The following is a 25,442-nucleotide window of genomic DNA, read 5'->3' as shown; positions in this document are numbered from 1 at the left end:
CGTGCTTTTGACGGTCGCGGCGACTACAACATCGGCGTGAAAGAACAAATCATCTTTCCCGAGATCGAGTACGACAAGGTTGATGCTCTGCGCGGCATGAACATCAGTATCACCACCACGGCCAAGAGTGACGACGAGTGCAAAGCACTGCTCGCCGCCTTCCGTTTTCCCTTCAAGAACTGAGGTGCCCTTTGGCTAAAGTAGCTTTGATTGAACGCGAACTCAAGCGCGACAAACTGGTCGCTAAGTACGCAAAAAAGTACGCTGAACTGAAGGCCGTGGCAAACGATGCCAAGCACAGTGAAGAAGAGCGCGCCGCCGCACGTTTGGGATTGCAAAAGTTGCCCCGCAACGCCAACCCCACCCGTCAGCGCAACCGTTGCGCCATCACTGGTCGCCCCCGTGGCACCTTCCGTCAATTTGGTTTGGGTCGCGCCAAGATTCGCGAAATGGCCTTTGCGGGCAATATTCCTGGCATCACCAAGGCCAGCTGGTAACACAGCAGGAGATATTCAATATGAGCATGAGTGACCCCATTGCCGACCTGCTGACGCGAATTCGTAATGCGCAGATGGTGGCCAAGCCGACCGTGTCGGTTCCTTCCTCTAAAGTCAAGCTGGCCATCGTCCAGGTGTTGAAAGATGAGGGCTATATCGATGGCTTTCACGTCAAAACCGAAGCCGGCAAGCATGAGTTGGAAATCGCTTTGAAATACTACGCAGGCCGCCCTGTGATTGAGCGCATCGAGCGCGTCTCTCGCCCTGGTTTGCGTGTTTACAAAGGCCACAACGCTATTCCCCAGGTCATGAACGGACTTGGCGTGGCTATTGTCACCACACCGCAAGGCGTGATGACCGATCGCAAAGCCCGCGCCACAGGCGTCGGCGGCGAAGTTTTGTGTTACGTGGCTTAAGGGAGAAACGAATATGTCCCGAGTCGGAAAAATGCCAGTCACCGTGCCACAAGGCGTGGATGTGGCCATCAACGAAGCGCACATCAGTGTCAAAGGCACTGGTGGAAACCTCTCTATTGCCAACAACGCTTTGGTCAAAGTGGTACACAGCGCAGACAGTTTGAGTTTTGCGCCGGCCAATGAAAGCCGTGAAGCCAATGCCATGAGCGGCACTTTGCGTCAATTGGTCAACAACATGGTCATTGGTGTTACCAAAGGCTTTGAGAAAAAACTCAATTTGGTAGGCGTCGGTTACAAAGCTGCTGCCCAAGGCAACAAACTCAACTTGGCTGTGGGCTATTCCCACCCCGTCAACTTTGATATGCCTTCTGGCATCAAGGTAGAAACACCTGCGCCAACCGAGATCATCATCAAAGGCGCTGACCGTCAACGCGTAGGTCAAATCGCTGCTGAAATTCGTGCGGTGCGTCCTCCAGAGCCTTACAAAGGCAAGGGCATTCGCTATTCTGACGAAAAAATCGTCATCAAAGAAACCAAGAAGAAATAAGGAGCTGCCACATGCTAAGCAAAAAACAGCAGCGTATCCGCCGCTCCCGCCAAACCCGTATTCGCATTGCCACGCAAGGCGTCGCACGTTTGACCGTCAACCGTACCAATTTGCACATTTACGCCAGCGTCATCTCTGGCGACGGCACCAAGGTGTTGGCATCTGCTTCTACCGCTGAAGCTGATATTCGCAAAAGCTTAGGGGCGACGGGTAAAGGCGGCAACCAAGCTGCAGCCGAAGTGGTTGGCAAGCGCATCGCTGAAAAAGCCAAAGCTGCTGGCGTTGAAAAAGTCGCCTTCGACCGTGCTGGTTTTGCCTACCACGGTCGCGTCAAAACATTGGCCGATGCCGCGCGTGCTGCCGGCTTGCAGTTCTAACCCAAGACGGATACACACATGGCAAAAGTTCAAGCAAAAATGCAAGACGACAGTCGTGACGACGGTCTGAAGGAAAAAATGATCGCGGTCAACCGCGTGACCAAAGTGGTCAAGGGTGGTCGTATTTTGGGTTTCGCAGCCCTCACCGTTGTCGGTGATGGCGATGGCCGCGTTGGCATGGGCAAAGGCAAATCCAAGGAAGTGCCTGCTGCTGTGCAAAAAGCCATGGAAGAAGCCCGTCGCAATATGCACAAAGTGTCTTTGAAAAACGGCACCATCCACCACAACGTCACTGGTCACCATGGTGCAGCCAGCGTTCAAATGGCGCCTGCTCCTAAGGGTACTGGCATCATCGCGGGCGGCCCAATGCGTGCGGTGTTCGAAGTCATGGGCATCACCGACATCGTGGCTAAAAGCCATGGTTCATCCAACCCCTACAACATGGTTCGCGCAACATTTGATGCGTTGATCAAATCCACCACAGCTGCAGAAGTTGCAGCCAAACGTGGCAAGAGCGTCGAAGAAATCTTCGTCTAATCCGGAGCAACGGCATGTCTACATCTTCTTCAACGGTCAAAGTGCAATTGGTGCGTAGCCCTATCGGCACCAAAGAAACTCACCGCGCCACAGTGCGTGGTTTGGGCTTGCGCAAAATCGGCAGCACCAGCGAACTGCAAGACACACCTGCAGTACGCGGCATGATCAACAAGATCAGTTATCTGGTCAAAGTACTCTAAGGTTTCGCCATGCAACTCAATGAAATCAAACCCGCAGATGGTTCGCGCAAAAACCGTCGCCGTGTAGGTCGCGGCATTGGTTCTGGTCTGGGTAAAACCGCGGGTCGCGGTCATAAGGGTCAAAAATCCCGTTCAGGCGGCTACCATAAAGTCGGCTTCGAGGGCGGTCAAATGCCTTTGCAACGTCGTTTGCCCAAGCGTGGCTTCAAATCACACAGCTTGAAATACAACGAAGAAGTCACACTCACTTCTTTGCAATTACTTGAAATCACCGATATCGATGTGTTGGCATTGAAAACCGCTGGTTTGGTTAGCCAAATGGCCAAAGTGGTCAAGGTCATCAAGACTGGTGAAATTTCACGCGCTGTCAAACTCAATGGCATTGGTGCTACTGCTGGTGCCAAAGCCGCCATCGAAGCGGCTGGCGGCTCCGTCGCTTAAGCACTGAAGAAAGAATACAGATACCGTGGCCACCAGCGCTTTGCCCAAAACAGATAAGTATGGCGATTTGCGTCGTCGGCTTATCTTTTTGCTGCTCGCGCTGATTGTTTACCGCATCGGCACACATATACCTGTGCCTGGCATCAACCCGGATCAACTCACCCAGCTGTTCAAGGGTCAGCAAGGCGGCATCCTGAGTTTGTTCAATATGTTCTCGGGTGGCGCTTTATCGCGCTTTAGTATTTTTGCCTTGGGCATCATGCCTTACATCTCGGCTTCCATCATCATGCAACTGATGTCGTATGTGGTACCCAGCATGGAAGCGCTGAAAAAAGAAGGCGAAGCAGGACGCCGCAAAATTACCCAATACACCCGCTATGGCACCTTGGCCTTGGCTATTTTCCAGTCCATGGGCATTGCCTTGGCGCTAGAGTCTTCTGCTGGATTGGTGAATGCACCTGGTTTCGTCTTTCGCATGACCGCCATGGTGTCATTAACTGCTGGCACCATGTTTTTGATGTGGCTGGGCGAACAAATCACAGAACGCGGTTTAGGTAACGGCATTTCCATCATCATTTTCTCAGGTATTGCGGCGGGATTACCCAGTTCCATTGGCGGCTTGCTCGAGTTGGTTCGCACGGGCGCCATGAGCATCATCATTGCTTTGCTGATTGTGGTGTTGGTCGGCTTGGTTACCTACTTCGTTGTGTTTGTTGAGCGTGGGCAGCGGAAAATTTTGGTCAATTACGCACGTCGTCAAGTGGGTAACAAGGTCTATGGCGGCCAGTCTTCGCACTTGCCTTTGAAGCTCAATATGGCGGGGGTCATTCCACCTATCTTTGCCTCTTCTATCATTTTGCTGCCCTCTACGGTGGTGAGTTGGTTCAGTGCTGGCGAAAGCATGAATTGGCTCAAAGATATCTCGGCCGCGCTTTCTCCTGGTCAGCCTATCTATGTGATGCTGTATGCCTTGGCGATCATCTTCTTCTGCTTTTTCTACACGGCTTTGGTTTTCAACAGTCGCGAAACTGCAGACAACCTGAAAAAGAGCGGCGGCTTTATTCCTGGCATTCGCCCAGGTGACCAAACTGCCCGCTTCATTGACAAGATTTTGTTGCGTCTGACATTTGCCGGCGCCATCTACATCACCTTTGTTTGTTTGTTGCCTGAATTTCTCATCCTCAAGTACAACGTGCCTTTCTACTTTGGCGGCACTTCGTTGCTGATCATTGTGGTGGTCACGATGGACTTCATGGCCCAAGTGCAGAACTACCTCATGAGTCAGCAGTACGAATCGCTGCTTAAAAAGGCCAACTTCAAGATGGCACCAGGTGGCTGATTGGGCGAATGGCAAAGGACGATGTCATCCAGATGCAAGGAGAGGTTGTTGAAAACCTCCCCAATGCCACTTTCCGGGTCAAGCTGGAAAACGGCCATGTGGTGCTCGGACACATCTCCGGCAAGATGCGGATGCACTACATCCGAATCCTGCCAGGCGACAAGGTAACGGTTGAGATGACGCCCTACGATTTGAGTCGGGCAAGGATTGTGTTTAGAGCCAAGTGAGGCGCTGAACACGCAGAGTTAGCAAGGAATACGCGGGGCGTGTTTCAGGATTTTTTGGAGAATGAAATGAAAGTTTCGGCTTCGGTCAAAACAATTTGCCGCAATTGCAAAATCATCCGTCGCAAGGGCGTGGTGCGTGTCATCTGTACCGACCCGCGTCACAAACAGCGTCAAGGCTGATCTTTCACCGCATTAAAGAGGTCACAACATGGCACGTATCGCTGGTATCAACATCCCACCGCACAAGCACACCGAAATCGGTTTGACATCGATTTTTGGTATTGGCCGCACGCGCGCTCGCAAAATTTGCGAAGCCACCGGCATTGCTTACAGCAAAAAAATCAAAGATCTGACGGACGCTGATTTGGAAAAAATTCGCGACCAGATTGCACTGTTCACCATCGAAGGTGACTTGCGTCGTGAGACCACCATGAACATCAAGCGTTTGATGGACATCGGTTGCTATCGCGGCTTCCGTCATCGCCGTGGTTTGCCCATGCGAGGTCAGCGCACACGCACCAATGCACGCACACGCAAAGGCCCCCGTAAGGCGGCTCAATCGCTGAAGAAATAAAGAGGGATATTCATGGCAAAAGCACCCGTCAACTCAGCAGCACAACGTGTTCGTAAAAAAGTCCGCAAAAACGTTGCGGACGGCATTGCGCATGTGCATGCATCGTTCAACAACACCATCATCACCATCACCGACCGTCAAGGCAATGCCTTGTCTTGGGCGTCCTCTGGTGGTCAAGGTTTCAAGGGTTCACGTAAATCCACTCCGTTTGCCGCTCAGGTGGCATCTGAAGTGGCTGGACGTGCGGCCATGGAGCAGGGTATCAAGAACCTCGACGTCGAAATCAAAGGTCCCGGCCCCGGCCGTGAGTCTTCGGTTCGCGCGTTAGCCGCCCTGGGCATTCGCATCAATTCCATCTCTGATGTGACGCCGGTTCCCCACAACGGATGCCGTCCGCAAAAGCGCCGTCGCATCTGATTTTTCACCAAGCCCACCGCCGCGGGTAATGCACCCACGGCTCCCCGCACTTGTTGCGGGCAGTTGACAAAAAGGAAGTTCAAGTGGCACGTTACTTAGGCCCCAAGGCCAAACTCTCTCGCCGTGAAGGCACCGATTTGTTCTTGAAGAGCGCACGACGCTCTATCAGTGACAAAGCGAAATTCGACAGCAAGCCAGGCCAACACGGCCGCACCTCTGGTCAGCGCATGTCTGACTTCGGTTTGCAGTTGCGTGAAAAACAAAAGGTCAAGCGCATGTATGGCGTGTTGGAGCGTCAGTTCCGCCGCTACTTCGCCATGGCCGACCAACAAAAAGGCAACACTGGTAACAACCTGTTGTCTTTGCTGGAATCTCGATTAGACAACGTGGTCTACCGCATGGGTTTTGGTTCCACACGCGCAGAAGCGCGTCAGTTGGTGTCACACAAAGCCATCACCGTCAACGGCCACCAAGTCAATATTCCTTCCTACTTGGTCAAGTCAGGCGATGTTGTCGGTGTGCGCGAAAAATCCAAAAAACAAGGCCGTGTGTTAGAAGCCTTGCAACTGGCAACTCAAGTGGGCATACCTGCTTGGGTTGATGTCAATATCGACAAAGCCGAAGGCATCTTCAAGAAGACGCCTGACCGTGACGAATTTGCTGCCGACATCAACGAATCGCTGATCGTCGAGTTGTATTCGCGTTAACCAGGGCTTGTTGGCCCTTTGAATCCGTCGCCCTGCGCGCACCTGTGTGCAGGGGTCATCATCTAGCCTTACCGGTGTAACGAACCGAGGGCATTGAGAGGAATAACGAATGCAAACCAATCTCCTGAAGCCAAAAGCCATCCAAGTAGAACAACTCGGTCACAACCGAGCCAAGGTGACGCTCGAGCCTTTTGAGCGTGGCTATGGCCACACCTTGGGCAACGCTTTGCGCCGTGTTTTGTTGTCATCCATGGTCGGCTATGCAGTGACTGACGTCACCATCGCTGGCGTGTTGCACGAATACTCGTCTATTGACGGCGTGCAAGAAGATGTGGTCAATATTTTGTTGAACCTCAAGGGCGTGGTATTTAAACTCCACAACCGCGACGAAGTCACGCTCAGCCTGCGCAAAGAGGGCGAAGGCCAAGTCACAGCCGCAGACATTCAAACACCCCACGATGTAGAGATCATCAACCCCGAGCATGTCATTGCCAATTTGTCGCAAGGCGGCAAGATCGACATCCAACTCAAGGTTGAAAAGGGCCGTGGCTATGTACCTGGCAGCATGCGCCGCCATGCCGACGAAGTCAACAAGTCTATCGGCCGCATTGTGTTGGATGCGTCCTTCTCACCTGTGAAACGTGTGAGCTACAGCGTCGAAAACGCACGTGTCGAACAACGTACAGACCTTGACCGTTTGGTGGTCGAGATCGAAACCAATGGCGCCATCAATGCAGAAGACGCAGTTCGCTCTTCAGCCAAAATTTTGGTGGAACAACTCGCAGTGTTTGCGCAACTCGAAGGCAATGAGTTGGCCGCTTTCGATTCACCCGCACCCCGCAGCCCTCAGCAGTTTGATCCGATTTTGTTGCGCCCTGTGGACGAACTTGAACTCACCGTTCGCTCTGCCAACTGCCTCAAAGCAGAAAACATCTTCTACATTGGCGACCTTATCCAGCGCTCTGAAAACGAGTTGCTCAAGACACCTAATTTAGGACGCAAGTCGCTCAACGAAATCAAAGAAGTGCTTGCTTCTCGCGGTTTGACCTTGGGCATGAAGCTCGAGAGCTGGCCACCCGCAGGCTTGGAAGCCAAACGTATTTGATAACAACAAGTGCTGACCACAGTCAGCCACTCCCCTGGCCGTACCTGATACGGCGGCCGGCAAAACAAATGAAGAACTAAAAAGGAAATAACATGCGTCACGGACACGGACTACGCAAACTCAACAGAACCAGCTCACACCGACTGGCTATGCTGCAAAATATGATGAACTCGCTCATAGAGCATGAGGCCATCAAAACTACATTACCTAAAGCCAAAGAGCTGCGCCGCGTCATTGAGCCTATGCTCACGCTTGGCAAAGAGCCTACACTCTCCAATAAACGTTTGGCTTTCAACCGTTTGCGCAATCGCGACAATGTGGTGAAGTTGTTCGCTGAACTCGGCCCCCGTTACAAGACTCGCCCTGGTGGTTACACACGCATTTTGAAAATGGGTTTCCGCGTAGGTGACAACGCGCCCATGGCCTTGGTCGAGTTGGTGGACCGTCCCGACATCGCTGAAACAACCCCCACTGTTGCTGAATAACAGCTACAATCCCCTCACACGACGCGCGATGGAGCAGCCTGGTAGCTCGTTGGGCTCATAACCCAAAGGTCGCAAGTTCAAATCTTGCTCGCGCAACCAAACACACTACGCCCACTTTTCAGTGGGCGTTTTGCATTCCACAGCGCAGGTGTACGCATTGAATTTAAAGCATGAACTAGAGAGTGCTCTAAAACAAGCACAACGCATTGAATTACCAACTGATTCGGGCTTACAGGTTTGGCATGTGTGGAACCAACAGGCGGGAAATCCTTTGGTGTTGTTGCACGGTGGCAGTGGCAGCTGGAACCATTGGGTGCGCAATGTCTTGCCGCTGAGTGAATCCAGATCGGTATGGGCATTGGACATACCTGGCCTTGGCGACTCGCAACTGCCCGAGGCAGCCATGGATGCCGATGATTTAGCGCATCCTTTGGCGCTGGGCTTGCAAGCTTTGTTTGGCGGCAAAGCTGTGGATGTGGTGGGTTTCTCGTTTGGCGGTTTGATGTCGGGTTTCTTGGCTGCGCAAAATCCTTCACTCATACAGCGAATGGTGTTGGTGGGTGTTCCTGGTCTGGGCTTGTCCAACAACATTCCTAATATGCGTGGATTCAGAGCCAATATGACGCATGAAGAGCGCATGGCCGTACACCGCAACAATTTACTGGCCATCATGCTGCACGATGAGCAAAACATCACACCTGAACTCTTGGCTATGCAAGAACACAATGTGCTGCGCGATCGCTTGCGCCGTCGTCGCATTGCCCGCAGCGATGTCTTGTTGTCGCTGCAAAAGCAGTGGTCTTGCGAGGTGCATGGCATTTGGGGCGAGCGCGATGCCTTGTATGAAGGCGCATTGCATTTGATTCCAGACCTGTTGTCTGTTGGTCAGTTAAAGAACTTTGAAATTATTCAAGGTGCTGGGCATTGGGTGCAATTTGAAGCGCCGCATGCGTTCAATCAAACACTGGCACGATGCCTGCACTTGGCTTAAGCGCACAATCTCGCCATGCTTTACAAATTCAAATCCAAAGCCGCAGGTGACTTGATTCTGCTGGAGCCACAAGGCAAACAGTTTTTGCAATTGATTGGCAAAGCTGTTGAGCCCAAGGGCATCATCGAAGCCGAGCATATGACCGCAGCCATCGCTGCCTTGCAAGCGGCGGTGAAAGCGCAAGAACAAGCGCAGGCGCAAGCTGTCGCTCAAGCCAAGGCCGATGGCCATGCGCCCCCCAGTTTTGACGCCATCAGCTTGCGGCAAAGAACCAAGCCCATCATCGACATGCTCGAGCGGTGCCACAAAGCCGGTCAGCCTATCGTTTGGGGCGTTTAGGTGAGCCACCCTTACCAAGCGCTCACCCCCTCGGTGGTGTTGGATGCGTTAAGTGCGTTGGGCTTGCCGGTGGATGGACGGTTAAGCGCTCTGAGCTCCTATGAAAACCGCGTCTACCAAGTGCATTTGGATGATGACAGTACCGTCGTGGCGAAGTTTTACCGACCACAGCGTTGGAGCCAAGCGCAGATACGCGAAGAACACGCTTTCACCGCTGAGTTGATGGCCGAAGATATTCCTGTGGTGGGGCCACTCACGCTCAAAGGGATGAGCTTGCATGAAGCGCGTATCACCCATGACGGAATAGACGGGCATTTTTGGTTCAGTGTCAGCCCTTGCCGTGGCGGGCGTGCGCCTGAATTGGACGACCCCGAGGTGTTGATGTGGATTGGGCGCTTGATGGCACGCATCCATTTGGTGGGCGAGCGAAGCGCATTCGTACACAGGCCCGCGCTGAATATACATACCTTTGGCGAGGCGTCGCGCGACTTATTGATGAGTAACGCTTGGGTAGCGCCTGAAGTGGCACAGCAATGGATGAGCCTTTGCAACAAAGCCCTACAGATGGTGCAAGCGCGTATGCCCGCGCACATGAACAAGCTGCGCTTACACGGCGACTGTCACCCAGGCAATATTTTGTGGACACCCGAAGGCATGCCAGAAGCAGGGCCGCATTTTGTCGACTTGGACGATGCCCGCATGGGCCCTGCGGTGCAAGACCTGTGGATGCTGTTGCATGGCGACGAACTAGAGCGGCGTCAAAAAATAGCCATAGTTTTAGAAGGCTACGAAACCATGCGAGCGTTTGACCGACAAGAGTTGCAGTGGATTGAGCCTCTTCGCACCTTGCGCATCATTCACTACAGCGCATGGTTGGCCAGTCGCCAAGACGACCCTGCCTTTCCCATGCACTTTCCTTGGTTTGGTACAGCTGACTATTGGCGGGGGCAGTGCGACACGCTCAGAGAGCAAATTGAGTTGATGGCTTAAACCAGCAACGCATTCACCCGCTTCACATAGGCCGCTGGGTCTTCGGGCAGGCCGCCTTCGGCCAGCAGGGCTTGGTCAAACACAATGTGCGCCAAATCGTGGAAGTGGATGTTTCCCTCAGGCGTGTCGAGCTTTTTCACCAGTGGGTGCTCGGGGTTCACTTCCAAAATGGGTTTGCTCTCGGGTGCGCTTTGGCCGGCTTGCTTCAACATGCGGGCCAGTTGCAGCGACATGCCGTCGTCTTTCACCACCAAGCACGCGGGTGAGTCCACCAAACGCGAGGTGACGCGCACATCCTCGGCTTTGTCTTTCAAAGCCTCCTTGAGTTTGGCAAGCAGTGGCTTGAAGGTCTCGGCGGCTTCTTCGGCGGCTTTCTTTTCTTCTTCGTCTTGCAGCTTGCCCAAGTCGAACGCGCCCTTGGCCACGCTTTGCAGCGGGGTGCCGTCAAACTCGTTTAAGAAGCCCAGCGCCCATTCGTCCACGCGGTCGCTCATCAGCAGCACTTCAATGCCCTTCTTGCGGAACACCTCGAGCTGCGGGCTGTTCTTGGCCGCAGCCAAGCTGTCGGCGGTGATGTAGAAGATGGCCTCTTGGCCCTCTTTCATGCGCGCTTTGTAGTCGGCAAAGCCCACACTCACCGTGTCGGTGGTGGAGCTGGCAAAGCGCAGCAGCTTGGCGATTTTGTCTTTGTTGGCAAAGTCTTCGCCCAAGCCTTCTTTCAAGACCGCGCCAAAGTCGGCGTAAAACTGGGTGAACTTGCCCGCGTCTTTTTTGTCCTCGTCGCTGGCGTCGGCCGCGGGTGCGTCGTGTTTGGCCAAGTCTTCCAACATGGACAGCACGCGGCGGGTGTTGCCTTCGCGGATGGCTTTGACATCGCGGCTTTCTTGCAGCAACTCGCGGCTCACGTTCAGTGGCAAATCGGCGGAGTCGACCACGCCTTTCACAAACCTCAGGTAGGTGGGCAGCAAAGCCTCGGCGTCGTCCATGATGAACACGCGTTTCACATACAGCTTGATGCCGCCCTTTTTCTCGCGGTTCCACAAATCAAACGGCGCTTTGCTGGGCAGGTACAGCAGTTGGGTGTATTCGGTGCTGCCTTCCACCTTGTTGTGGCTCCAAGCCAAGGGTGGCTCAAAGTCGTGGCTGATGGCTTTGTAAAACTCGGCGTGTTGCTCGTCCGTTATGTCTTTCTTCGGGCGGGTCCACAGGGCTGAGGCTTTGTTGATGGTTTCCCACTCGTCGGTGACCACCATTTCGCCGGGTTGGTCTTTCTCGCCTTCTTTCCATTCTTCCTTGCGCATCAGAATGGGCAAGGCGATGTGGTCAGAGTATTTGTTGATGATGGACTTGAGCTTCCAGTTGCTCAGGTACTCGTCGGCGTCGTCGCGCAGCTGCAAGATGATGTGCGTGCCGCGCTTGTCTTGGCTGATGGTTTGCACCTCAAAGTCGCCGCTGCCGCCACTGGTCCAGCGCACGCCCTCAGCAGCTGGCGCACCGGCGCGGCGGGTTTCGACCACGATTTTGTCGGCCACGATGAAGCCCGAATAAAAGCCCACGCCAAACTGGCCAATCAAAGCGCCTTGGTCTTTGGCGTCGCTTTGCTGGTCGCCCGAGAGTTTGCTCATGAAGTCGCGTGTGCCGCTCTTGGCGATGGTGCCCAGGTGGTCAATCGCCTCTTGCTCGCTCATGCCAATGCCGTTGTCGCTGATGGTCAGCGTCTTGGCGGCTTTGTCAAACGCCACGCGAATTTCCAGTGTGGGCGTGTCTTCAAACAAAGCGGCGTTGTTCAGCGCTTCGTAGCGTAGCTTGTCGCAAGCGTCAGACGCGTTGGAGATCAGCTCGCGCAAAAAGATTTCTTTATTAGAGTACAGCGAGTGGGTGACCAAATGCAGCAGTTGGGCCACTTCGGCTTGAAAGGCGTGTTTTTGGGTGCTCATAGGATTTGCAAAAGAAGAAGTGAAATCAAGAAAAAGTGCCAGACCGGGCTGACGCAGCATGTGAATATATGAGGGACGTGGGTGGGTTTTCAAGGCCCAATGAAATCAAACACTTACGTCATCCGCTGCGCCCGTGTAGTGCGATACTATACTTTGCACTACAACTTGTACGCCATCACTCTAAGCATGACCGCTACCACCGTACCCATGTCCATCCGGCTTGATGCTTCTGCACGGGAAAGGCTCAAAGCCATCGCCGAGCGCCAAAAACGCTCGCCACACGCGCTGGCCACCGAGGCCATCCACCAGCTGATTGAACAAAAAGAGCGCGAACACGCCTGGCATCAAAGCTGCGACGATGCCCTCAAGCATTTTGACGAAACAGGCTTGCATGCCACGCACGAAGAGGTCATGAAGTGGATGGACCGATTGGCAACCGACAAAGACGCGCCACCGCCCGAATGCCATCTGTAAAGTATTCCGCGCAATCGATTGCAGACCTGCGGCGCCTTCATGATTTTTTGGCCCAGCAGGACCCTGAGGTGGCGCGGCGTGCCATCGCCGTGATCCGCGACGCACTGCAAAAAATTGCGGTGATGCCCGAGCGCTTTCGACCGGTGGAAGGCAAGATGTACCACCGAGAAGCGATCGTTGATTTTGGATCTAGCGGGTACATCGCCAGGTTTCGCCACATGCCCAATGGCGACATCACCATTGCGCGGATCAAACACCAGCGAGAAGATGGGTTTGATCAGGCTGGCTAAGCGCTAAAACACCTCACCCGCAGCCAAATACCGCCACTGCCCCATCGGCAGTTGACCCAGCTTCACGCGGCCAATGCGCACCCGCTTCAAGCCCACGACGGTCAGGCCCACCAGCTCGCACATGCGCCTAATTTGCCGCTTTTTGCCCTCTTTCAAGACAAACCTCAGTTGCTCGGGGTTTTGCCAGTCGACTTTGGCGGGCTTGAGTGCTTGACCGTCCAGCGCCAAGCCGTGGCACAGCCGGGCCAATTGCTCGGGGGGGAAGAGTGACTGCACATCGGTTTGCACCTCGCCCACAGGCAAGCGCCCGTACTGCACCCGCACCAAGTATTCCTTTTCCACGTCGGAGTTCTCGCCAATCAACTGACGCGCCACGCGGCCGTCTTGGGTCAGCACCAGCAGACCCACCGAGTCAATGTCCAAGCGGCCAGCGGGGGCCAAGCCCATGCGTTGGCGCGGCACAAAGCGGGTGGGCGAGCGGTCGTCGCGCCAGCGGTTGCCGGCCTCGATCAGGTTGATGGCGGGGGTGTGGCCGTCTTCGGCTTGGCCGCTGACAAAGCCCATGGGTTTGTGCAAGATGATGGTGACTTGTTTGTCTTGCTGGCCACGCGCGAGTTTGTCCACCTCGATGCGGTCCAAAGGGCTGACGGGTTTGCCGAGAGCTGCCACCTCGCCATTCACCTTCACCCAGCCCTTGGCGATCCAGTCGTCGGCCTCACGGCGCGAGCACAGACCGAGTTCGGCCATGCGTTTGTTCAGTCGGGTGAGTGCATCGTTCATGGGGTGTCGAGTGTATGGCTGCGCAAGGCGGTGAGGTTGAGCACGCGCACGCCGCCGTAGGCCACCTTGATCCAGCCCTGTGTCACCAAGCGTTGCAAGGCCACATTCACCCTTTGGCGAGACAAGCCCACCAAATAGGCCAACTCTTGCTGGGTGATTTGCAGCACCTCTCCTACACCTGGAAACAGCACAGGGTTGAACAGCGCTGCCAGACTGCGGGCCACACGGATATCGGGGTTGGTCATGCGGTCAATTTCACGCGCTGCGATGAACTGCCCAAGGCGTTCGTTGAGTTGGTTCATGACAAAGCGGTTGAAGCGAATGGACTGCTCTAACAGCTGATGAAAGCTGTCGATAGGCAAACCCGCCACCACACTGGGGCGAAGCGCTTGTACGTTGTAACGGTAGGGTTCGCGTTTGATCACCGTGCCTTCACCAAACCAACCACCCGCAGACAAGCCTGCATAAGTGAAACTGTCGCCTTGCGCGTTGTCGGCGCTCATTTTGAGCAAACCTTGAACCACGCCAAACCAATAGGTGGGTGCTTTGCCAATACGACACACCATGTCACCCGCCAAGGCGTCGCCCACCACGATTTGCGCTTTCACCCAAAGTTGTTCATTACTGTCGAGTACTTGCAGCCAAGGAATATTGGCCAATTCGGTGGCGTTGGGAGCGCGTCGGCGCTGGTGGAGGGTTAAATCGTTGTTCATCAATCAGGGCGTGTCGAATCGACTAAGGGTCTTCCCTGAATTGTCGTCGTCAAGACAGAAAAGCGTCAAAGTTCACCCTAATATACGCTCCCTCCCATGGACACCACCTTCCCTCGATTGTTGTTAGAGCACGCTGCCCGCCGGCCGCAGGCCACAGCTTTGCGCGAAAAGGAATACGGCATTTGGCAAAGCCTGTCGTGGTCAGCTTTGGCGGGGATGGTGAGGGCTTTGGCTTGCGGCTTGCACCAAGCCGGTTTGCAACGCGGCGAACATGTGGTCGTGGTGGGCGCCAATCGCCCGCGCTTGTATGCCAGCATGTTGGCGGTACAAAGTTTGGGTGCGATTCCTGTGCCGCTCTACCAAGACGCGGTCGCTACCGAATATGTGTTTCCCATCAACAATGCCGAGGTACGTTTTGCGGTGGTGGAAGACCAAGAGCAGGTCGATAAATTGCTTGAAATTCGCCCCGACTGTGCAGGGCTGGCGCATATTTACTTTGACGACCCCCGCGGCTTGCGCAATTACCAGCAAGCGGGTTTGGCCAGCTTGTCGGACTTGCAAGACAAGGGGGAGCAGTTTGCCAAAGAGCATCCTGCATTTTTCGACAACCAAGTGGCCAGTAACCAAGCTGACGATGTGGCTGCCATGTTTTTCACATCGGGCACCACAGGCAACCCCAAGGGCGTGGTACATACCCACCGCACCTTGCTTGACCGTGCCAAAGCGGGTGCAGACTTTGACCACTTGGATGAAAAAGAAGAGGTCTTGGCCTACATGCCGCCGGCGTGGATTGGGCAAAACATCTTCAGCTATGCGCAGTGGTTGTGCTGTGGCTATGTGGTGAATTGCCCCGAGTCGGCGGCCACGGTCAACATCGACTTGAAAGAAATCGGGCCTACCTATTACTTCGCACCGCCGCGTGTCTTCGAGGGCATGCTCACCAGCGTGATGATTCGCATGGAAGATGCAAGCGGCATAAAGCGCGGTGTGTTTTCCTACTTCATGGACATTGCCAAACGCTTTGGGCTTGCCCGAATGGACGGCCAAGCCATTGGTCTGATGGGGCAGTTGTTGTACGGCTTGGGCAATATCTTGGTCTATGGCCCTTTGCGCAACAACCTCGGTTTTTCCCGTGTGCGAGTGGCCTACACCGCTGGTGAAGCGATTGGCCCCGATTTATTCAACTTCTACCGTGCCATTGGCATTAACTTGAAGCAGTTGTACGGCTCTACAGAGACCGCCGTGTTTGTCTGCCTGCAACCCGATAACGAAGCACGAGCAGACACTGTGGGCATACCGTGTGCGGGTGTGGAAATCAAAGTGTCCGAGCAAGGCGAGGTGTTGGTGAAGTCTGCAGGCTTGCTCAAAGGCTATTACAAAAACCCCCAAGCCACTGCCGAGGTGTTGACTGCAGATGGCTGGTACCACACCAACGATGCAGGCTTCATCGACAGCCATGGGCATTTGAAAATCATTGACCGCGTCAAAGATGTGGGGCGCTTGCAAGGCGGCGCCAATGATGGCGCCATGTTTGCCCCCAAGTATGTGGAAAACAAGCTGAAGTTTTTTCCCCACATCAAAGAAGTGGTGGCTTATGGTGATGGCCGCGACAAAGTGTGCGTCATGCTCAATATCGATTTTGAAGCGGTGGGTAACTGGGCCGAGCGGCGCAACTTGGGCTATGCGGGCTATACCGATTTGGCGCAAAAGTCCGAGGTCTACCAACTCATGCTCGAATGTGTGGAAAAGGTCAATGCAGACTTGTCTGCTGACGCTTTGCTGGCAGGCAGCCAAATCAGTCGCTTCTTGGTGCTGCACAAAGAACTGGACGCCGATGACGGCGAACTGACCCGAACCAACAAAGTGAGGCGCGGTTTTATCGCTGAAAAATACGCGGTCTTGGTGAACGCTTTGTACCAAGGTTTGGCAGAGCAGTTCATTGAAACCGCCGTCAAATTTGAAGATGGCAGAACCGGCAGTGTCAGCGCCCATTTGCGCTTGATGGATGCGCGCACCTTCGCGCCTGTGGAGCGTGCCGCATGAGCAAAGTCATAGGCGACGTGATCTTAGATGTGCGCAATATCTCGCTGAACTTTGGTGGCGTCAAAGCCCTCTCCGATATCAGCTTCAATGTGCGTGAGCATGAAATCCGCGCCATCATTGGCCCCAATGGTGCGGGCAAAAGTTCCATGCTCAATTGCATCAACGGTGTGTACACGCCCCAGCAAGGCAACATCTCATTCCGAGGGCAAACTTTCAGCCATATGGACTCTCACCAAGTTGCGGTCATGGGTGTGGCGCGTACCTTCCAGAACCTCGCTTTGTTCAAAGGCATGAGCGTGCTCGACAACATCATGACGGGGCGCAATTTGCGCATGAAAAGCAACTTGCTGCTGCAAGCCTTGCGCTGGGGACCCGCTGAGCGTGAAGAGATTGAGCACCGCAGAAAAGTGGAAGAAATCATCGACTTCCTTGAAATTCAGCCCTTTCGCAAAACCCCTGTGGGGCAGCTGCCCTATGGCTTGCAAAAACGGGTGGACTTGGGACGTGCGCTGGCGCTTGAACCCCAAGTATTGCTGCTGGACGAACCCATGGCTGGTATGAACGTAGAAGAAAAGCAAGACATGTGTCGCTTCATCTTGGATGTGAACGACGAATTTGGTACCACTGTGGTCTTGATTGAGCACGACATGGGTGTGGTGATGGACATTTCCGACCGCGTGGTGGTGCTCGACTACGGCAAAAAAATTGGCGACGGTACACCCGAAGAGGTCCGCCGCAACCCTGAAGTCATCAGTGCCTACTTGGGCACAGGACATTGACCACCATGGCATTCTTTCTTGAAACCTTGCTCGGTGGCCTGATGGCCGGCATGTTGTATTCGCTGGTTGCCTTGGGCTTTGTGCTCATTTACAAAGCCTCGGGCGTGTTCAATTTCGCCCAAGGCGCGATGGTGTTGTTCGCGGCCTTGGCCATGGCGCGGTTTGCCGAATGGCTGCCGTTGTTGACGGGCTTGACACAACCGGTGTTGGTCAACTTGATTGCTTTTGTGTTGGCGGGTGGCGTCATGTTCATCGTGGCATGGTTGATTGAGCGCTTGGTACTGCGTCGCTTGGTGAACCAAGAAGGCACCACCTTGCTGATGGCGACTTTGGGTATTGCTTACTTTCTTGAGGGCTTGGGTCAATCGATCTTTGGCAATGACATTTACAAAATCGATATCGGCATGCCCAAAGACCCGGTCATGGCTTTTGAGAATGTTTTTCAAGGCGGTTTATTGATCAACCAAGAAGATTTGATTGCGGCCCTCATCGCTGCCCTGTTGGTGGCATTGCTGTCCTTGTTTTTCCAAAAAACTGCCACTGGCAGAGCGCTGCGTGCGGTGGCGGATGACCACCAAGCCGCGCAATCGATTGGCATTCCTTTGAATCGCATTTGGGTCATTGTGTGGTGCGTGGCGGGTGTGGTGGCGTTGGTGGCCGGCATGATTTGGGGCAGCAAACTGGGCGTGCAATTTTCATTGGCTACCATTGCTTTGCGAGCCTTGCCTGTGGTGATTTTGGGTGGTCTCACCTCGGTGCCTGGCGCCATCATGGGTGGCCTCATCATTGGCGTGGGTGAGAAACTCTCCGAGGTGTTTTTAGGCCCTTATGTCGGCGGCGGCATCGAAATTTGGTTTGCTTATGTATTGGCTTTGTTATTTTTGCTTGTGCGGCCTCAGGGTCTCTTTGGCGAAAAAATTATTGATCGCGTTTAACCATGTTTTATAGAGAAAACGGTCAATTCAAAACCTCCTACCGAGAAGACCAGCAAATCTTCCCGATTGCGCAAGACCGCGTGTTTGTCGTGTTCGTGCTGCTAGTGGCTTTTGCCGCCGTGCCTTTCTTTGCTTCCGACTATATGTTTCGCGCCATTCTCATTCCTTTTGTCATCATGGCCATGGCGGCCTTGGGCGTGAATATTTTGGTCGGCTATTGCGGTCAAATTTCGCTGGGTTCAGGCGCCTTCATGGCGGTGGGTGCCTATGGCGCTTACAACTTCTTTGCCCGTGTACCTGATATGCCATTGTTGCCCGCCTTGCTCTTGGGTGGTCTGTGTGCTACAGCGTTTGGTGTGTTGTTTGGCTTACCCAGTTTGCGGGTGCGGGGGCTGTATTTGGCGGTGGCGACATTGGCCGCGCAGTTTTTTGCTGACTGGATGTTTTTGCGGGTGAAATGGTTCACCTTGGACACGCCGTCGGGCTCGGTTTCTGTGTCCAATCTTCAGGTGTTTGGCATGCCGTTGGACACCGATGTCAGCAAATACCTGTTTTGTTTGTCCTTGTTGGTGGTGATTGCGCTGCTGGCAAAAAACTTGGTGCGAGGTGCCATCGGTCGTGAGTGGATGGCCATACGTGACATGGACGTGGCGGCAGCCGTCATTGGGATTCGTCCCATGTACGCCAAGCTCTCGGCTTTTGCGGTCAGCTCCTTCATCATTGGTGTGGCGGGTAGTTTGTGGGCCTTTGTTTATTTGGGTTCTTGGGAGCCAGGCGCTTTCTCTGTCGACTTGTCTTTCAAGTTGTTGTTCATGGTCATCATTGGCGGCATGGGCTCCATCTTGGGTGGTTTTTTGGGCGCAGCGTTCATCGTGACCTTGCCCATTTTCTTGAACCAGTTCTTGCCCATGCTCGCAGGCCTTGCAGGATTTGAAATTTCCACCACGGTGGTTTCACACGCCGAGTTGATGATCTTTGGCGCATTGATTGTGTGGTTTCTGATTGTGGAGCCCCACGGCTTGGCCAAGCTGTGGTCCATTGGTAAGCAGAAAATGCGTGTGTGGCCTTTCCCCTATTGATATGCAATTCCCAAGGAGACGATGATGAAAACAAACAAGCTCTTACTCCCCGCCTTGTTCGCGGCCTTTGCCTTGTCCGCCACCACCAGCGTGCTGGCGCAAGCCAAAGAACAATTCGTGCCGGTGCTGTCTTACCGCACAGGCCCCTACGGACCCAACGGCACACCCTGGGCGAATGGTTTTGTCGATTACTTGAAACTGGTCAACGCCAAGGGTGGCTTGAACGGCGTGAAAATTTCTTTTGAGGAATGTGAGACCGGCTATGACACTGCGCGCAGTGTCGAGTGCTACGAACGCCTCAAAAGCAAGAACCCCAGCTTTGTGCAGTCCATGTCCACGGGGGCGACTTTTGCCATCACTGAAAAAGCACCCGCAGACAAAATTCCGGTGGTCACTGTGGGCTATGGCCGCAGTGAAAGCTCAGATGGTGCAGTATTCAAATGGAACTTTCCTATCGCCGGTACTTACTGGGTAGCAGCTGACACGATTTTGCAAGCCATCGGCAAAAAAGAAGGTGGCTTGGACAACTTAAAAGGCAAAAAAATTGCCTTGGTCTACCACGACAGCCCGTTTGGCAAAGAACCCATTCCCTTGATGCAAGAGCGCAGTCGCATTCATGGTTTTGAATTGCAATTGCTGCCAGTGACCGCACCTGGTGTGGAGCAAAAAGCCACTTGGTTGCAAGTGCGCCAAGCGCGTCCTGACTATGTGGTGTTGTGGGGCTGGGGTGTGATGAACTCCACGGCCATTAAAGAAGCCCAAGCCACAGGCTACCCCCGTGAAAAAATGTTCGGCGTGTGGTGGGCCGGTGCAGAGCCTGATGTGAAAGACGTGGCCGATGGTGCCAAGGGCTATAACGCGGTGACCATGCAACACGGTGCTGAGCCAGATTCGGCCATCGTCAAATCCATCTTGAGCCAAGTGCATGACAAAGGTCAAGGCACAGGCCCCAAAGAAGAAGTGGGGCAGGTGCTGTACATGCGAGGTGCCATGAGCGCCATGATTGGCATTGAGGGCATTCGTTCTGCCCAAGAGCGCTTTGGCAAAGGCAAGGTCATGACTGGCGAGCAAGTGCGCTGGGGTTTAGAGAACCTCAACCTCACTCAAGCTAAATTGGATGCGCTGGGCTTTAAAGGTGTGATGCGACCCATCAGCACTTCTTGCATGGACCACATGGGTGCCTCATGGACACGCATTCACACATGGGATGGCAAGAAATGGGTCTTCACCTCTGATTGGCTGCAAGCGGACGAGCAAATTTTGAAGCCCTTGGTCAAAGCCACAGCTGATAAATATGCGACCGACAAAAAGCTTGTCCGCCGCACCGGACAAGACTGCCAGTCTTGATGTTGTAAATCCTTCTTGGAAACTGTCATGAGTGCGCCCCCCATCGTCTTGAGTGTCAACGGTATTGAGGTGATTTACAACCACGTCATTCTGGTGCTCAAAGGCGTCTCACTGCAAGTGCCAGAGCGGGGCATTGTGGCGCTCTTGGGTGGCAATGGCGCTGGCAAGACCACCACTTTGCGTGCTATTTCCAACTTGTTGCAAGGCGAGCGTGGTGAGGTCACCAAGGGCAGTATTGAGTTGCGTGGTGAGCGCATTGAAAACCTCACGCCTGCAGACTTGGTCAAGCGCGGGGTGGTGCAGGTAATGGAGGGACGGCATTGCTTTGCCCACCTGACCATCGAAGAAAACCTGCTCACAGGCAGCTACACCCGCACCGACAAAGGCGAGATTGCAGCCAACCTAGAGAAGGTTTACAACTACTTTCCGCGCTTGAAAACCCGCAAAGATTCACAAGCAGCCTACACCTCTGGCGGCGAGCAACAAATGTGCGCAATTGGTCGCGCCTTGATGGCCAACCCCAGCATGGTGTTGTTGGATGAGCCTTCCATGGGCTTGGCGCCGCAAATTGTTGAAGAAGTTTTCAACATCGTCAAAGACTTGAACCAAAAAGAGCATGTCACTTTTTTGTTGGCAGAGCAAAACACCCACATGGCTTTGCGCTATGCAGACTTTGGCTACATCATGGAGTCGGGCCGCATTGTGATGGATGGTGTAGCCCAAGACTTGGCCAACAATGAAGACGTGAAAGAGTTTTACTTGGGCATGGGTGGCGGTGAGCGCAAAAGCTTCAAGGATGTGAAAAGTTACAAACGCCGCAAGCGTTGGTTGGCTTAAGGTGGCATTGAGATGAACGATTTTTACGATCCCCTGGAACAGCGTGACCCTGAACAGCGTGAGGCCTACCTGCTGCAGGCCTTGCCCGCACAAATTGCACATGCGCAAAAACATGCAAGTGCTTGGGCAACAATTTTGCAAGGTGTTGATGCGGCTTCCATCACCACGCGCCAAGCCTTAGCCCAGCTTGCGGTGACGCGCAAATACGAGTTGCTAGAGAGACAACAAGCCCAGCGTGCCAACGATGTGTTCGGCGGATTTTCTGCGCTGCGATTTGGCAAGCATATGCCGCGAGTGTTTGCCAGTCCTGGCCCCATTTACGAACCCGAGGGTGTGGGTAAAGATTATTGGCGCATGGCAAGAGCGCTTTTTGCTGCAGGTTTTCGCGCGGGCGAGTTGGTGCATAACTGTTTCAGCTACCACTTCACGCCTGCGGGTTCCATGATGGAAAGCGGTGCACATGCGTTGGGGTGCAGTGTCTTTCCTGCTGGCACTGGTCAAACTGAGCAACAACTGCAAGCCATCTTGGAGTTACGCCCCAGCGGTTACAGCGGCACACCGAGTTTTTTGAAAATCTTGCTAGAAAAAGCAAATGAATCACAAACACCCTTGCCATTTTTGAGCAAAGCCTTGGTCAGCGGTGAGGCCTTCCCGCCCTCTTTGCGAGATTGGTTGGCAGAGCGTGGCATGACCGCTTACCAGTGTTATGCCACAGCCGACATTGGTTTGATTGCCTATGAAACCTCTGCGCGAGAGGGTTTGGTGCTGGACGAAGGTGTACTGGTTGAAATTGTGCGACCCGGCACCGGTGACCCCGTGGCTGAGGGCGAGGTGGGTGAGTTGGTGGTGACCACCCTCAACCCGGATTACCCGCTGATCCGTTTCGGTACAGGCGATTTGACTGCGGTCTTGCCTGGCACTTGCCCCACCGGCCGCACCAACCAACGCATTAAAGGGTGGATGGGGCGCGCCGATCAAACCACCAAGGTGCGCGGCATGTTTGTGCACCCTGGCCAAGTCGATCAAGTGGTGAAACGTTTCCCCGAGGTGGTCAAAGCACGTTTGGTGGTCAGTGGTGAAATGGCCAATGATCAAATGCATTTGCACGTCGAGACTTTGCAAGGCTCGGACCATTTGCAAGCAGCACTGGCGCTGGCGGTGCGCGATGTCACCAAGCTGCGCGCAGAGGTGGTCTTCGCTACCCAAGGCAGTTTGGCCAACGACGGCAAGGTGATCGAAGATGCGCGCAGTTACAAGTAGTTTTTTGTGGGTGTTGTGCATGGGCTCTGCCATGGCACAAACTTTTCCCATCAAAGACAAAGTCATTACTTTGGTTGTGCCCTTTACTGCGGGAGGGCCTACCGACCGCTTAGCTCGAGACATGGCCCAAGCCTTGAGCAAACCCTTGGGCGGCACCTCTGTGGTGGTAGAAAACGCTTTGGGTGCTGGGGGCGCCATCGCCACGCAAAAAGTCGCACGTGCTGCACCCGATGGATACACCTTGTTGATTCACCATATCGGCATGGCCACCATGCCAGCACTCATTCGAAAACCCAGTTTCGATGTGCTCAACGATTTTGACTATTTGGGCATGATCCATGAAGTGCCCATGACCATCGTGGCGCGACCTACACTCGAAGCAAATGATTACAAACAACTCAGTGCTTGGGTGTCTTCACAGAAGGACAAAGTCAACCTAGGCAATGCAGGCATAGGCTCTGCTTCGCATCTGTGTGGCTTGTTATGGCAGTCGACCATGCGTACCCAGATGACCACAATTAACTATAAAGGCGTGTCCATGGCCATGACCGATTTGCTGGGTGGCCAAATTGATGTCTTGTGTGACCAAACCACCAACACCCTGCCTTATATCGAGGGTCGAAAAATCAAAGCCTACGCCGTCACCAGTAACAAGCGTTTGCCTCAATCGGCTTTGAAAGACTTGCCTACCTTGCAAGAGTCAGGGTTGAAAGGGTTTCAGGTCAGCGTATGGCACGCGGTGTATGCGCCTAAAGGCTTGCCAGCAGAGACCAAGGAAAAGTTGTATGGCGCTTTGCGCTCTGTGTTCTCAGACCCAGCTTTCATTCAAAAACAAGAAGCCATGGGTGCGGTGATGATTGTTGATAAACGCACCGACCCTGGCGAACACAAAAAATTTGTTACCGCTGAGATTGCCAAGTGGAGCCCCATCATCAAGGCGGCCGGCGTTTACGCTGATTAAAAATCTCGCTTACTGCTTGAAACGTTTTCGCGTGAGGATGAGTGCTGTCCACCAAGCCATGCTGGCGTATAAGGCCAGTACACCCAAATGCAGCCATGCTTGTGCAGGCCAAGCATCCATGAACAAAGGACGCACCAAGGCCACTGCATGGGTGAGTGGCAAACACCAAGCAAGCCACCTCACCATGTCCGGTAAGGTATCCAAGGGAAAAAATACACCGCTCAAAAACATCATGGGTGTTAAGAACAACGTGAAGTAATAGGTAAAGAAGTCGTAGCCCTTGGCCAAGGCATTGAAGATAAGCGCCAAACAACTGAAGGTAATGCCCACACCCAGCAACACAGGCCACGCCACCAACAACTTCCAAGAGTGGCTGATGCCCAAGGCCAGCATCACTATCAAAATGGCCGTTACTGTAAAGATAGCTTTGAAAGCAGCCCACAGCATCTCGGCGAGCAGCACATCATCTAAACGCACAGGTGCATTCATGATGCCGTCCCAGGTTTTTTGCACATGCATGCGCGAAAACGCCGAATACAGCGCCTCGAAAGTGGCGGCATTCATGGCGCTCATGCAAACCGAACCACTGGCCAAAAACAAGATGTAAGGTACTTTCACATCGCCTTGCTGCACACCGCCCACCAATGCGCCCAAGCCGTAGCCAAAGGCTACCAACCACATCAAGGGCTCGGCAATGTTGGCGATCAAACTGGGGATAAAGAGCTTGCGCCAGACTAAAAAATTGCGCAAAAAAACAGGCCAAAAACGCATTCGCATCATCCGTCCTCTCGAATTTGACGGCCGGTGAGTTTTAAGAACAGGTCTTCCAAATTGGCGGGGCGGTGCAAGGTACGCAGACCCGCCATGCTGCCCAAGGTTTGCAGCAAAGGTGCCGCGCTATCGGTATAAAAAAACACCGTGTCGCCAGACACCTCGACGCGTTTGGCATGGGTGCGCGCCGCACTCGCGGCAATGCTTTGCGGATCGCCGCCAAACACTTCCACCACATCAGGCTCCAAATGTTGCTGTATCAGGTCGCGCGGTTTGCCTTCGGCGATTTTGCGACCATGGTCCAACACCAGCAAACGGTCGCAAAGCCGCTCGGCCTCGTCCATGAAGTGGGTGGTCAGCAAGATGGATTTGCCTTGCTGCAAGAGTTGCTGTAAGCGCTCCCACATCAGGTGACGCGCCTGTGGGTCTAGGCCGGTAGTGGGTTCGTCCAGCAACAGTAACTGGGGGTCGTTGATCAAGGCGCGGGCAAGACTTAAGCGGCGCTTCATACCGCCCGACAACTCTCCGGGTTTGGCGTCCGCTTTGTGGGTCAACGCCGCAAATGACAGCAGCGAGGGAATACGTGCGCGAATATCTGCACTGGCCATGCCGAAGTAGCGGCCATAGACCATGAGGTTTTCGCTGCAGGTGAAATCGGGGTCTAGCGAATCGAATTGACTGACCACCCCTAGACGCGCTTTGATGGCAAGCGTTTCTTCGGGCATGGGCATGCCAAACACGCTGATGCTGCCACTGTCAGCGGTGCTAAGACCCAAGCACATGCGAAAGGTGGTGGTTTTGCCCGCGCCATTTGGGCCAATCACGCCAAGGCATTCACCTGCTTGCAATTCGAAAGACAAATCGTCCACCACCGTGGTGTTGGCAAAGCGTTTGACAAGGTGTGTACAACGTAACTGGGGCTCGGACATAGAGTAAGGATGCGCAAACAAGCGTGCATTGTGCCTTGAATGCTGGGTGATATACTTTTACCCCTTGGCCCGGTAGCTCAGTCGGTAGAGCAGAGGATTGAAAATCCTTGTGTCGGTG

The 25,442-nt window shown here is 54.0% G+C and carries 33 protein-coding genes, 1 tRNA gene and 1 pseudogene; 30 read left to right on the top strand and 5 right to left on the bottom strand.

Translation table 11 applies throughout. The features are described 5' to 3' along the window. The 20 genes and pseudogenes from AC9UEO_RS12305 to AC9UEO_RS12210 all read left to right on the top strand — a co-directional run. A pseudogene (locus tag AC9UEO_RS12305) lies at window positions 1-183 on the top strand (50S ribosomal protein L5); the annotation flags it as partial. A gap of 8 nt (window positions 184-191) precedes the next feature. After that, window positions 192-497 carry a 30S ribosomal protein S14 gene (rpsN, locus tag AC9UEO_RS12300; RefSeq protein ID WP_509533912.1) on the top strand — a complete coding sequence of 102 codons (306 nt, stop codon included), beginning with the start codon at window positions 192-194 and terminating at the stop codon, window positions 495-497. Between the two features lie 20 nt (window positions 498-517). Next, window positions 518-913 (top strand): 30S ribosomal protein S8, encoded by a 396-nt coding sequence (rpsH, locus tag AC9UEO_RS12295; protein ID WP_509533910.1) that lies wholly within the window; start codon window positions 518-520, stop codon window positions 911-913. 13 nt (window positions 914-926) lie between these two features. Further along, window positions 927-1,460, top strand: a complete 534-nt coding sequence (rplF, locus tag AC9UEO_RS12290) for a 50S ribosomal protein L6 (protein WP_509533907.1) — start codon at window positions 927-929, stop codon at window positions 1,458-1,460. Window positions 1,461-1,471: 11 nt separating this feature from the next. Then, the gene (gene rplR, locus AC9UEO_RS12285) at window positions 1,472-1,837 is read left to right on the top strand and encodes a 50S ribosomal protein L18 (protein ID WP_509533905.1); all 366 of its coding nucleotides are present in this window, start codon (window positions 1,472-1,474) and stop codon (window positions 1,835-1,837) included. Between the two features lie 18 nt (window positions 1,838-1,855). Then, window positions 1,856-2,374, top strand: a complete 519-nt coding sequence (rpsE, locus tag AC9UEO_RS12280; RefSeq protein ID WP_509533902.1) for a 30S ribosomal protein S5 — start codon at window positions 1,856-1,858, stop codon at window positions 2,372-2,374. Window positions 2,375-2,388: 14 nt separating this feature from the next. After that, window positions 2,389-2,574, top strand: coding sequence for a 50S ribosomal protein L30 (rpmD, locus tag AC9UEO_RS12275; protein ID WP_509533899.1), 186 nt, complete (start codon window positions 2,389-2,391; stop codon window positions 2,572-2,574). Between the two features lie 9 nt (window positions 2,575-2,583). After that, window positions 2,584-3,015, top strand: coding sequence for a 50S ribosomal protein L15 (rplO, locus tag AC9UEO_RS12270; RefSeq protein ID WP_509533897.1), 432 nt, complete (start codon window positions 2,584-2,586; stop codon window positions 3,013-3,015). Window positions 3,016-3,040: 25 nt separating this feature from the next. Then, window positions 3,041-4,354 (top strand): preprotein translocase subunit SecY, encoded by a 1,314-nt coding sequence (secY, locus tag AC9UEO_RS12265; RefSeq protein ID WP_509533894.1) that lies wholly within the window; start codon window positions 3,041-3,043, stop codon window positions 4,352-4,354. A gap of 8 nt (window positions 4,355-4,362) precedes the next feature. Beyond that, on the top strand, window positions 4,363-4,581 hold the full coding sequence (gene infA, locus AC9UEO_RS12260; RefSeq protein WP_294770387.1) for a translation initiation factor IF-1: 219 nt from the start codon (window positions 4,363-4,365) through the stop codon (window positions 4,579-4,581). 66 nt (window positions 4,582-4,647) lie between these two features. Next, window positions 4,648-4,761, top strand: coding sequence for a 50S ribosomal protein L36 (rpmJ, locus tag AC9UEO_RS12255; protein ID WP_037485061.1), 114 nt, complete (start codon window positions 4,648-4,650; stop codon window positions 4,759-4,761). A gap of 28 nt (window positions 4,762-4,789) precedes the next feature. Then, window positions 4,790-5,155, top strand: a complete 366-nt coding sequence (gene rpsM / locus AC9UEO_RS12250) for a 30S ribosomal protein S13 (protein ID WP_509533889.1) — start codon at window positions 4,790-4,792, stop codon at window positions 5,153-5,155. A gap of 12 nt (window positions 5,156-5,167) precedes the next feature. Continuing rightward, entirely contained in the window at window positions 5,168-5,572 is a 405-nt protein-coding gene (gene rpsK, locus AC9UEO_RS12245) for a 30S ribosomal protein S11 (protein ID WP_509533886.1), read from the top strand. A gap of 83 nt (window positions 5,573-5,655) precedes the next feature. After that, on the top strand, window positions 5,656-6,279 hold the full coding sequence (gene rpsD / locus AC9UEO_RS12240) for a 30S ribosomal protein S4 (protein WP_509533883.1): 624 nt from the start codon (window positions 5,656-5,658) through the stop codon (window positions 6,277-6,279). 109 nt (window positions 6,280-6,388) lie between these two features. Continuing rightward, complete coding sequence (locus AC9UEO_RS12235) at window positions 6,389-7,384, top strand: DNA-directed RNA polymerase subunit alpha (protein ID WP_509533880.1); 996 nt, start codon at window positions 6,389-6,391, stop codon at window positions 7,382-7,384. A gap of 92 nt (window positions 7,385-7,476) precedes the next feature. Then, complete coding sequence (gene rplQ, locus AC9UEO_RS12230) at window positions 7,477-7,869, top strand: 50S ribosomal protein L17 (RefSeq protein WP_509533877.1); 393 nt, start codon at window positions 7,477-7,479, stop codon at window positions 7,867-7,869. 22 nt (window positions 7,870-7,891) lie between these two features. After that, window positions 7,892-7,968: transfer RNA gene (locus AC9UEO_RS12225), tRNA-Met, on the top strand. 31 nt (window positions 7,969-7,999) lie between these two features. Beyond that, entirely contained in the window at window positions 8,000-8,860 is an 861-nt protein-coding gene (locus tag AC9UEO_RS12220; protein ID WP_509533875.1) for an alpha/beta fold hydrolase, read from the top strand. Between the two features lie 15 nt (window positions 8,861-8,875). Next, window positions 8,876-9,199: a DUF1840 domain-containing protein gene (locus tag AC9UEO_RS12215; protein WP_509533872.1), complete on the top strand. Its 324-nt coding sequence runs from the start codon at window positions 8,876-8,878 to the stop codon at window positions 9,197-9,199. Beyond that, entirely contained in the window at window positions 9,200-10,189 is a 990-nt protein-coding gene (locus AC9UEO_RS12210; RefSeq protein ID WP_509533869.1) for a serine/threonine protein kinase, read from the top strand. It begins immediately after the preceding gene. Here the strand turns inward: AC9UEO_RS12210 and htpG are convergent. After that, window positions 10,186-12,126: a molecular chaperone HtpG gene (gene htpG, locus AC9UEO_RS12205; RefSeq protein ID WP_509533866.1), complete on the bottom strand. Its 1,941-nt coding sequence runs from the start codon at window positions 12,124-12,126 to the stop codon at window positions 10,186-10,188. The two genes, AC9UEO_RS12210 and htpG, sit on opposite strands and share 4 nt — an antisense overlap. Window positions 12,127-12,312: 186 nt before the next feature. Here htpG and AC9UEO_RS12200 point away from each other — a divergent pair, with 186 nt between their 5' ends. Together AC9UEO_RS12200 and AC9UEO_RS12195 are read left to right on the top strand one after the other, a co-directional pair. Beyond that, complete coding sequence (locus tag AC9UEO_RS12200; RefSeq protein ID WP_509533863.1) at window positions 12,313-12,600, top strand: CopG family ribbon-helix-helix protein; 288 nt, start codon at window positions 12,313-12,315, stop codon at window positions 12,598-12,600. Then, window positions 12,588-12,890, top strand: a complete 303-nt coding sequence (locus tag AC9UEO_RS12195) for a type II toxin-antitoxin system RelE/ParE family toxin (RefSeq protein WP_509533861.1) — start codon at window positions 12,588-12,590, stop codon at window positions 12,888-12,890. Before AC9UEO_RS12200 ends, AC9UEO_RS12195 begins: the two co-directional genes overlap by 13 nt. A 3-nt stretch (window positions 12,891-12,893) precedes the next feature. On the opposite strand, the gene AC9UEO_RS12190 is transcribed toward AC9UEO_RS12195, so the two are convergent. Both AC9UEO_RS12190 and AC9UEO_RS12185 read right to left on the bottom strand, forming a co-directional pair. Then, the gene (locus AC9UEO_RS12190) at window positions 12,894-13,670 is read right to left on the bottom strand and encodes a pseudouridine synthase (protein WP_509533859.1); all 777 of its coding nucleotides are present in this window, start codon (window positions 13,668-13,670) and stop codon (window positions 12,894-12,896) included. Next, a complete protein-coding gene (locus AC9UEO_RS12185) occupies window positions 13,667-14,383 on the bottom strand; it encodes a Crp/Fnr family transcriptional regulator (protein WP_509533856.1) in 717 nt (238 codons plus the stop codon). Before AC9UEO_RS12185 ends, AC9UEO_RS12190 begins: the two co-directional genes overlap by 4 nt. Window positions 14,384-14,479: 96 nt before the next feature. Between AC9UEO_RS12185 and AC9UEO_RS12180 the strand changes: the two genes are divergently transcribed. From AC9UEO_RS12180 to AC9UEO_RS12145, 8 genes are read left to right on the top strand one after another with little or no spacing between them, the layout of a single operon-like run. Further along, the gene (locus AC9UEO_RS12180) at window positions 14,480-16,426 is read left to right on the top strand and encodes an AMP-dependent synthetase/ligase (RefSeq protein ID WP_509533853.1); all 1,947 of its coding nucleotides are present in this window, start codon (window positions 14,480-14,482) and stop codon (window positions 16,424-16,426) included. Next, window positions 16,423-17,205, top strand: coding sequence for an ABC transporter ATP-binding protein (locus AC9UEO_RS12175; RefSeq protein WP_509533850.1), 783 nt, complete (start codon window positions 16,423-16,425; stop codon window positions 17,203-17,205). Before AC9UEO_RS12180 ends, AC9UEO_RS12175 begins: the two co-directional genes overlap by 4 nt. A gap of 5 nt (window positions 17,206-17,210) precedes the next feature. Then, window positions 17,211-18,140, top strand: a complete 930-nt coding sequence (locus AC9UEO_RS12170) for a branched-chain amino acid ABC transporter permease (RefSeq protein ID WP_509533847.1) — start codon at window positions 17,211-17,213, stop codon at window positions 18,138-18,140. 2 nt (window positions 18,141-18,142) lie between these two features. After that, window positions 18,143-19,219: a branched-chain amino acid ABC transporter permease gene (locus tag AC9UEO_RS12165; RefSeq protein ID WP_509533844.1), complete on the top strand. Its 1,077-nt coding sequence runs from the start codon at window positions 18,143-18,145 to the stop codon at window positions 19,217-19,219. A 24-nt stretch (window positions 19,220-19,243) separates the two neighbouring features. Then, the gene (locus tag AC9UEO_RS12160) at window positions 19,244-20,566 is read left to right on the top strand and encodes an ABC transporter substrate-binding protein (RefSeq protein WP_509533841.1); all 1,323 of its coding nucleotides are present in this window, start codon (window positions 19,244-19,246) and stop codon (window positions 20,564-20,566) included. Between the two features lie 27 nt (window positions 20,567-20,593). Further along, window positions 20,594-21,403 carry an ABC transporter ATP-binding protein gene (locus tag AC9UEO_RS12155; protein ID WP_509533839.1) on the top strand — a complete coding sequence of 270 codons (810 nt, stop codon included), beginning with the start codon at window positions 20,594-20,596 and terminating at the stop codon, window positions 21,401-21,403. Window positions 21,404-21,415: 12 nt separating this feature from the next. Continuing rightward, entirely contained in the window at window positions 21,416-22,663 is a 1,248-nt protein-coding gene (locus AC9UEO_RS12150) for a phenylacetate--CoA ligase family protein (protein ID WP_509533836.1), read from the top strand. Further along, window positions 22,644-23,624, top strand: coding sequence for a tripartite tricarboxylate transporter substrate-binding protein (locus AC9UEO_RS12145; RefSeq protein WP_509533834.1), 981 nt, complete (start codon window positions 22,644-22,646; stop codon window positions 23,622-23,624). The genes AC9UEO_RS12150 and AC9UEO_RS12145 overlap by 20 nt, the downstream gene beginning before the upstream one ends. A 9-nt stretch (window positions 23,625-23,633) precedes the next feature. Here the strand turns inward: AC9UEO_RS12145 and AC9UEO_RS12140 are convergent, their stop codons facing one another. Then, a complete protein-coding gene (locus AC9UEO_RS12140; RefSeq protein ID WP_509533831.1) occupies window positions 23,634-24,401 on the bottom strand; it encodes an ABC transporter permease in 768 nt (255 codons plus the stop codon). Then, a complete protein-coding gene (locus AC9UEO_RS12135) occupies window positions 24,401-25,324 on the bottom strand; it encodes an ATP-binding cassette domain-containing protein (protein ID WP_509533829.1) in 924 nt (307 codons plus the stop codon). The genes AC9UEO_RS12140 and AC9UEO_RS12135 overlap by 1 nt, the downstream gene beginning before the upstream one ends. Between the last annotated feature and the right edge of the window lie 118 nt (window positions 25,325-25,442).

Origin of the sequence: Limnohabitans sp. (genome assembly GCF_040401495.1) — a bacterium.
Taxonomy (GTDB): domain Bacteria; phylum Pseudomonadota; class Gammaproteobacteria; order Burkholderiales; family Burkholderiaceae_C; genus Limnohabitans.
This window is presented reverse-complemented; position numbering and strand designations above follow the sequence as displayed.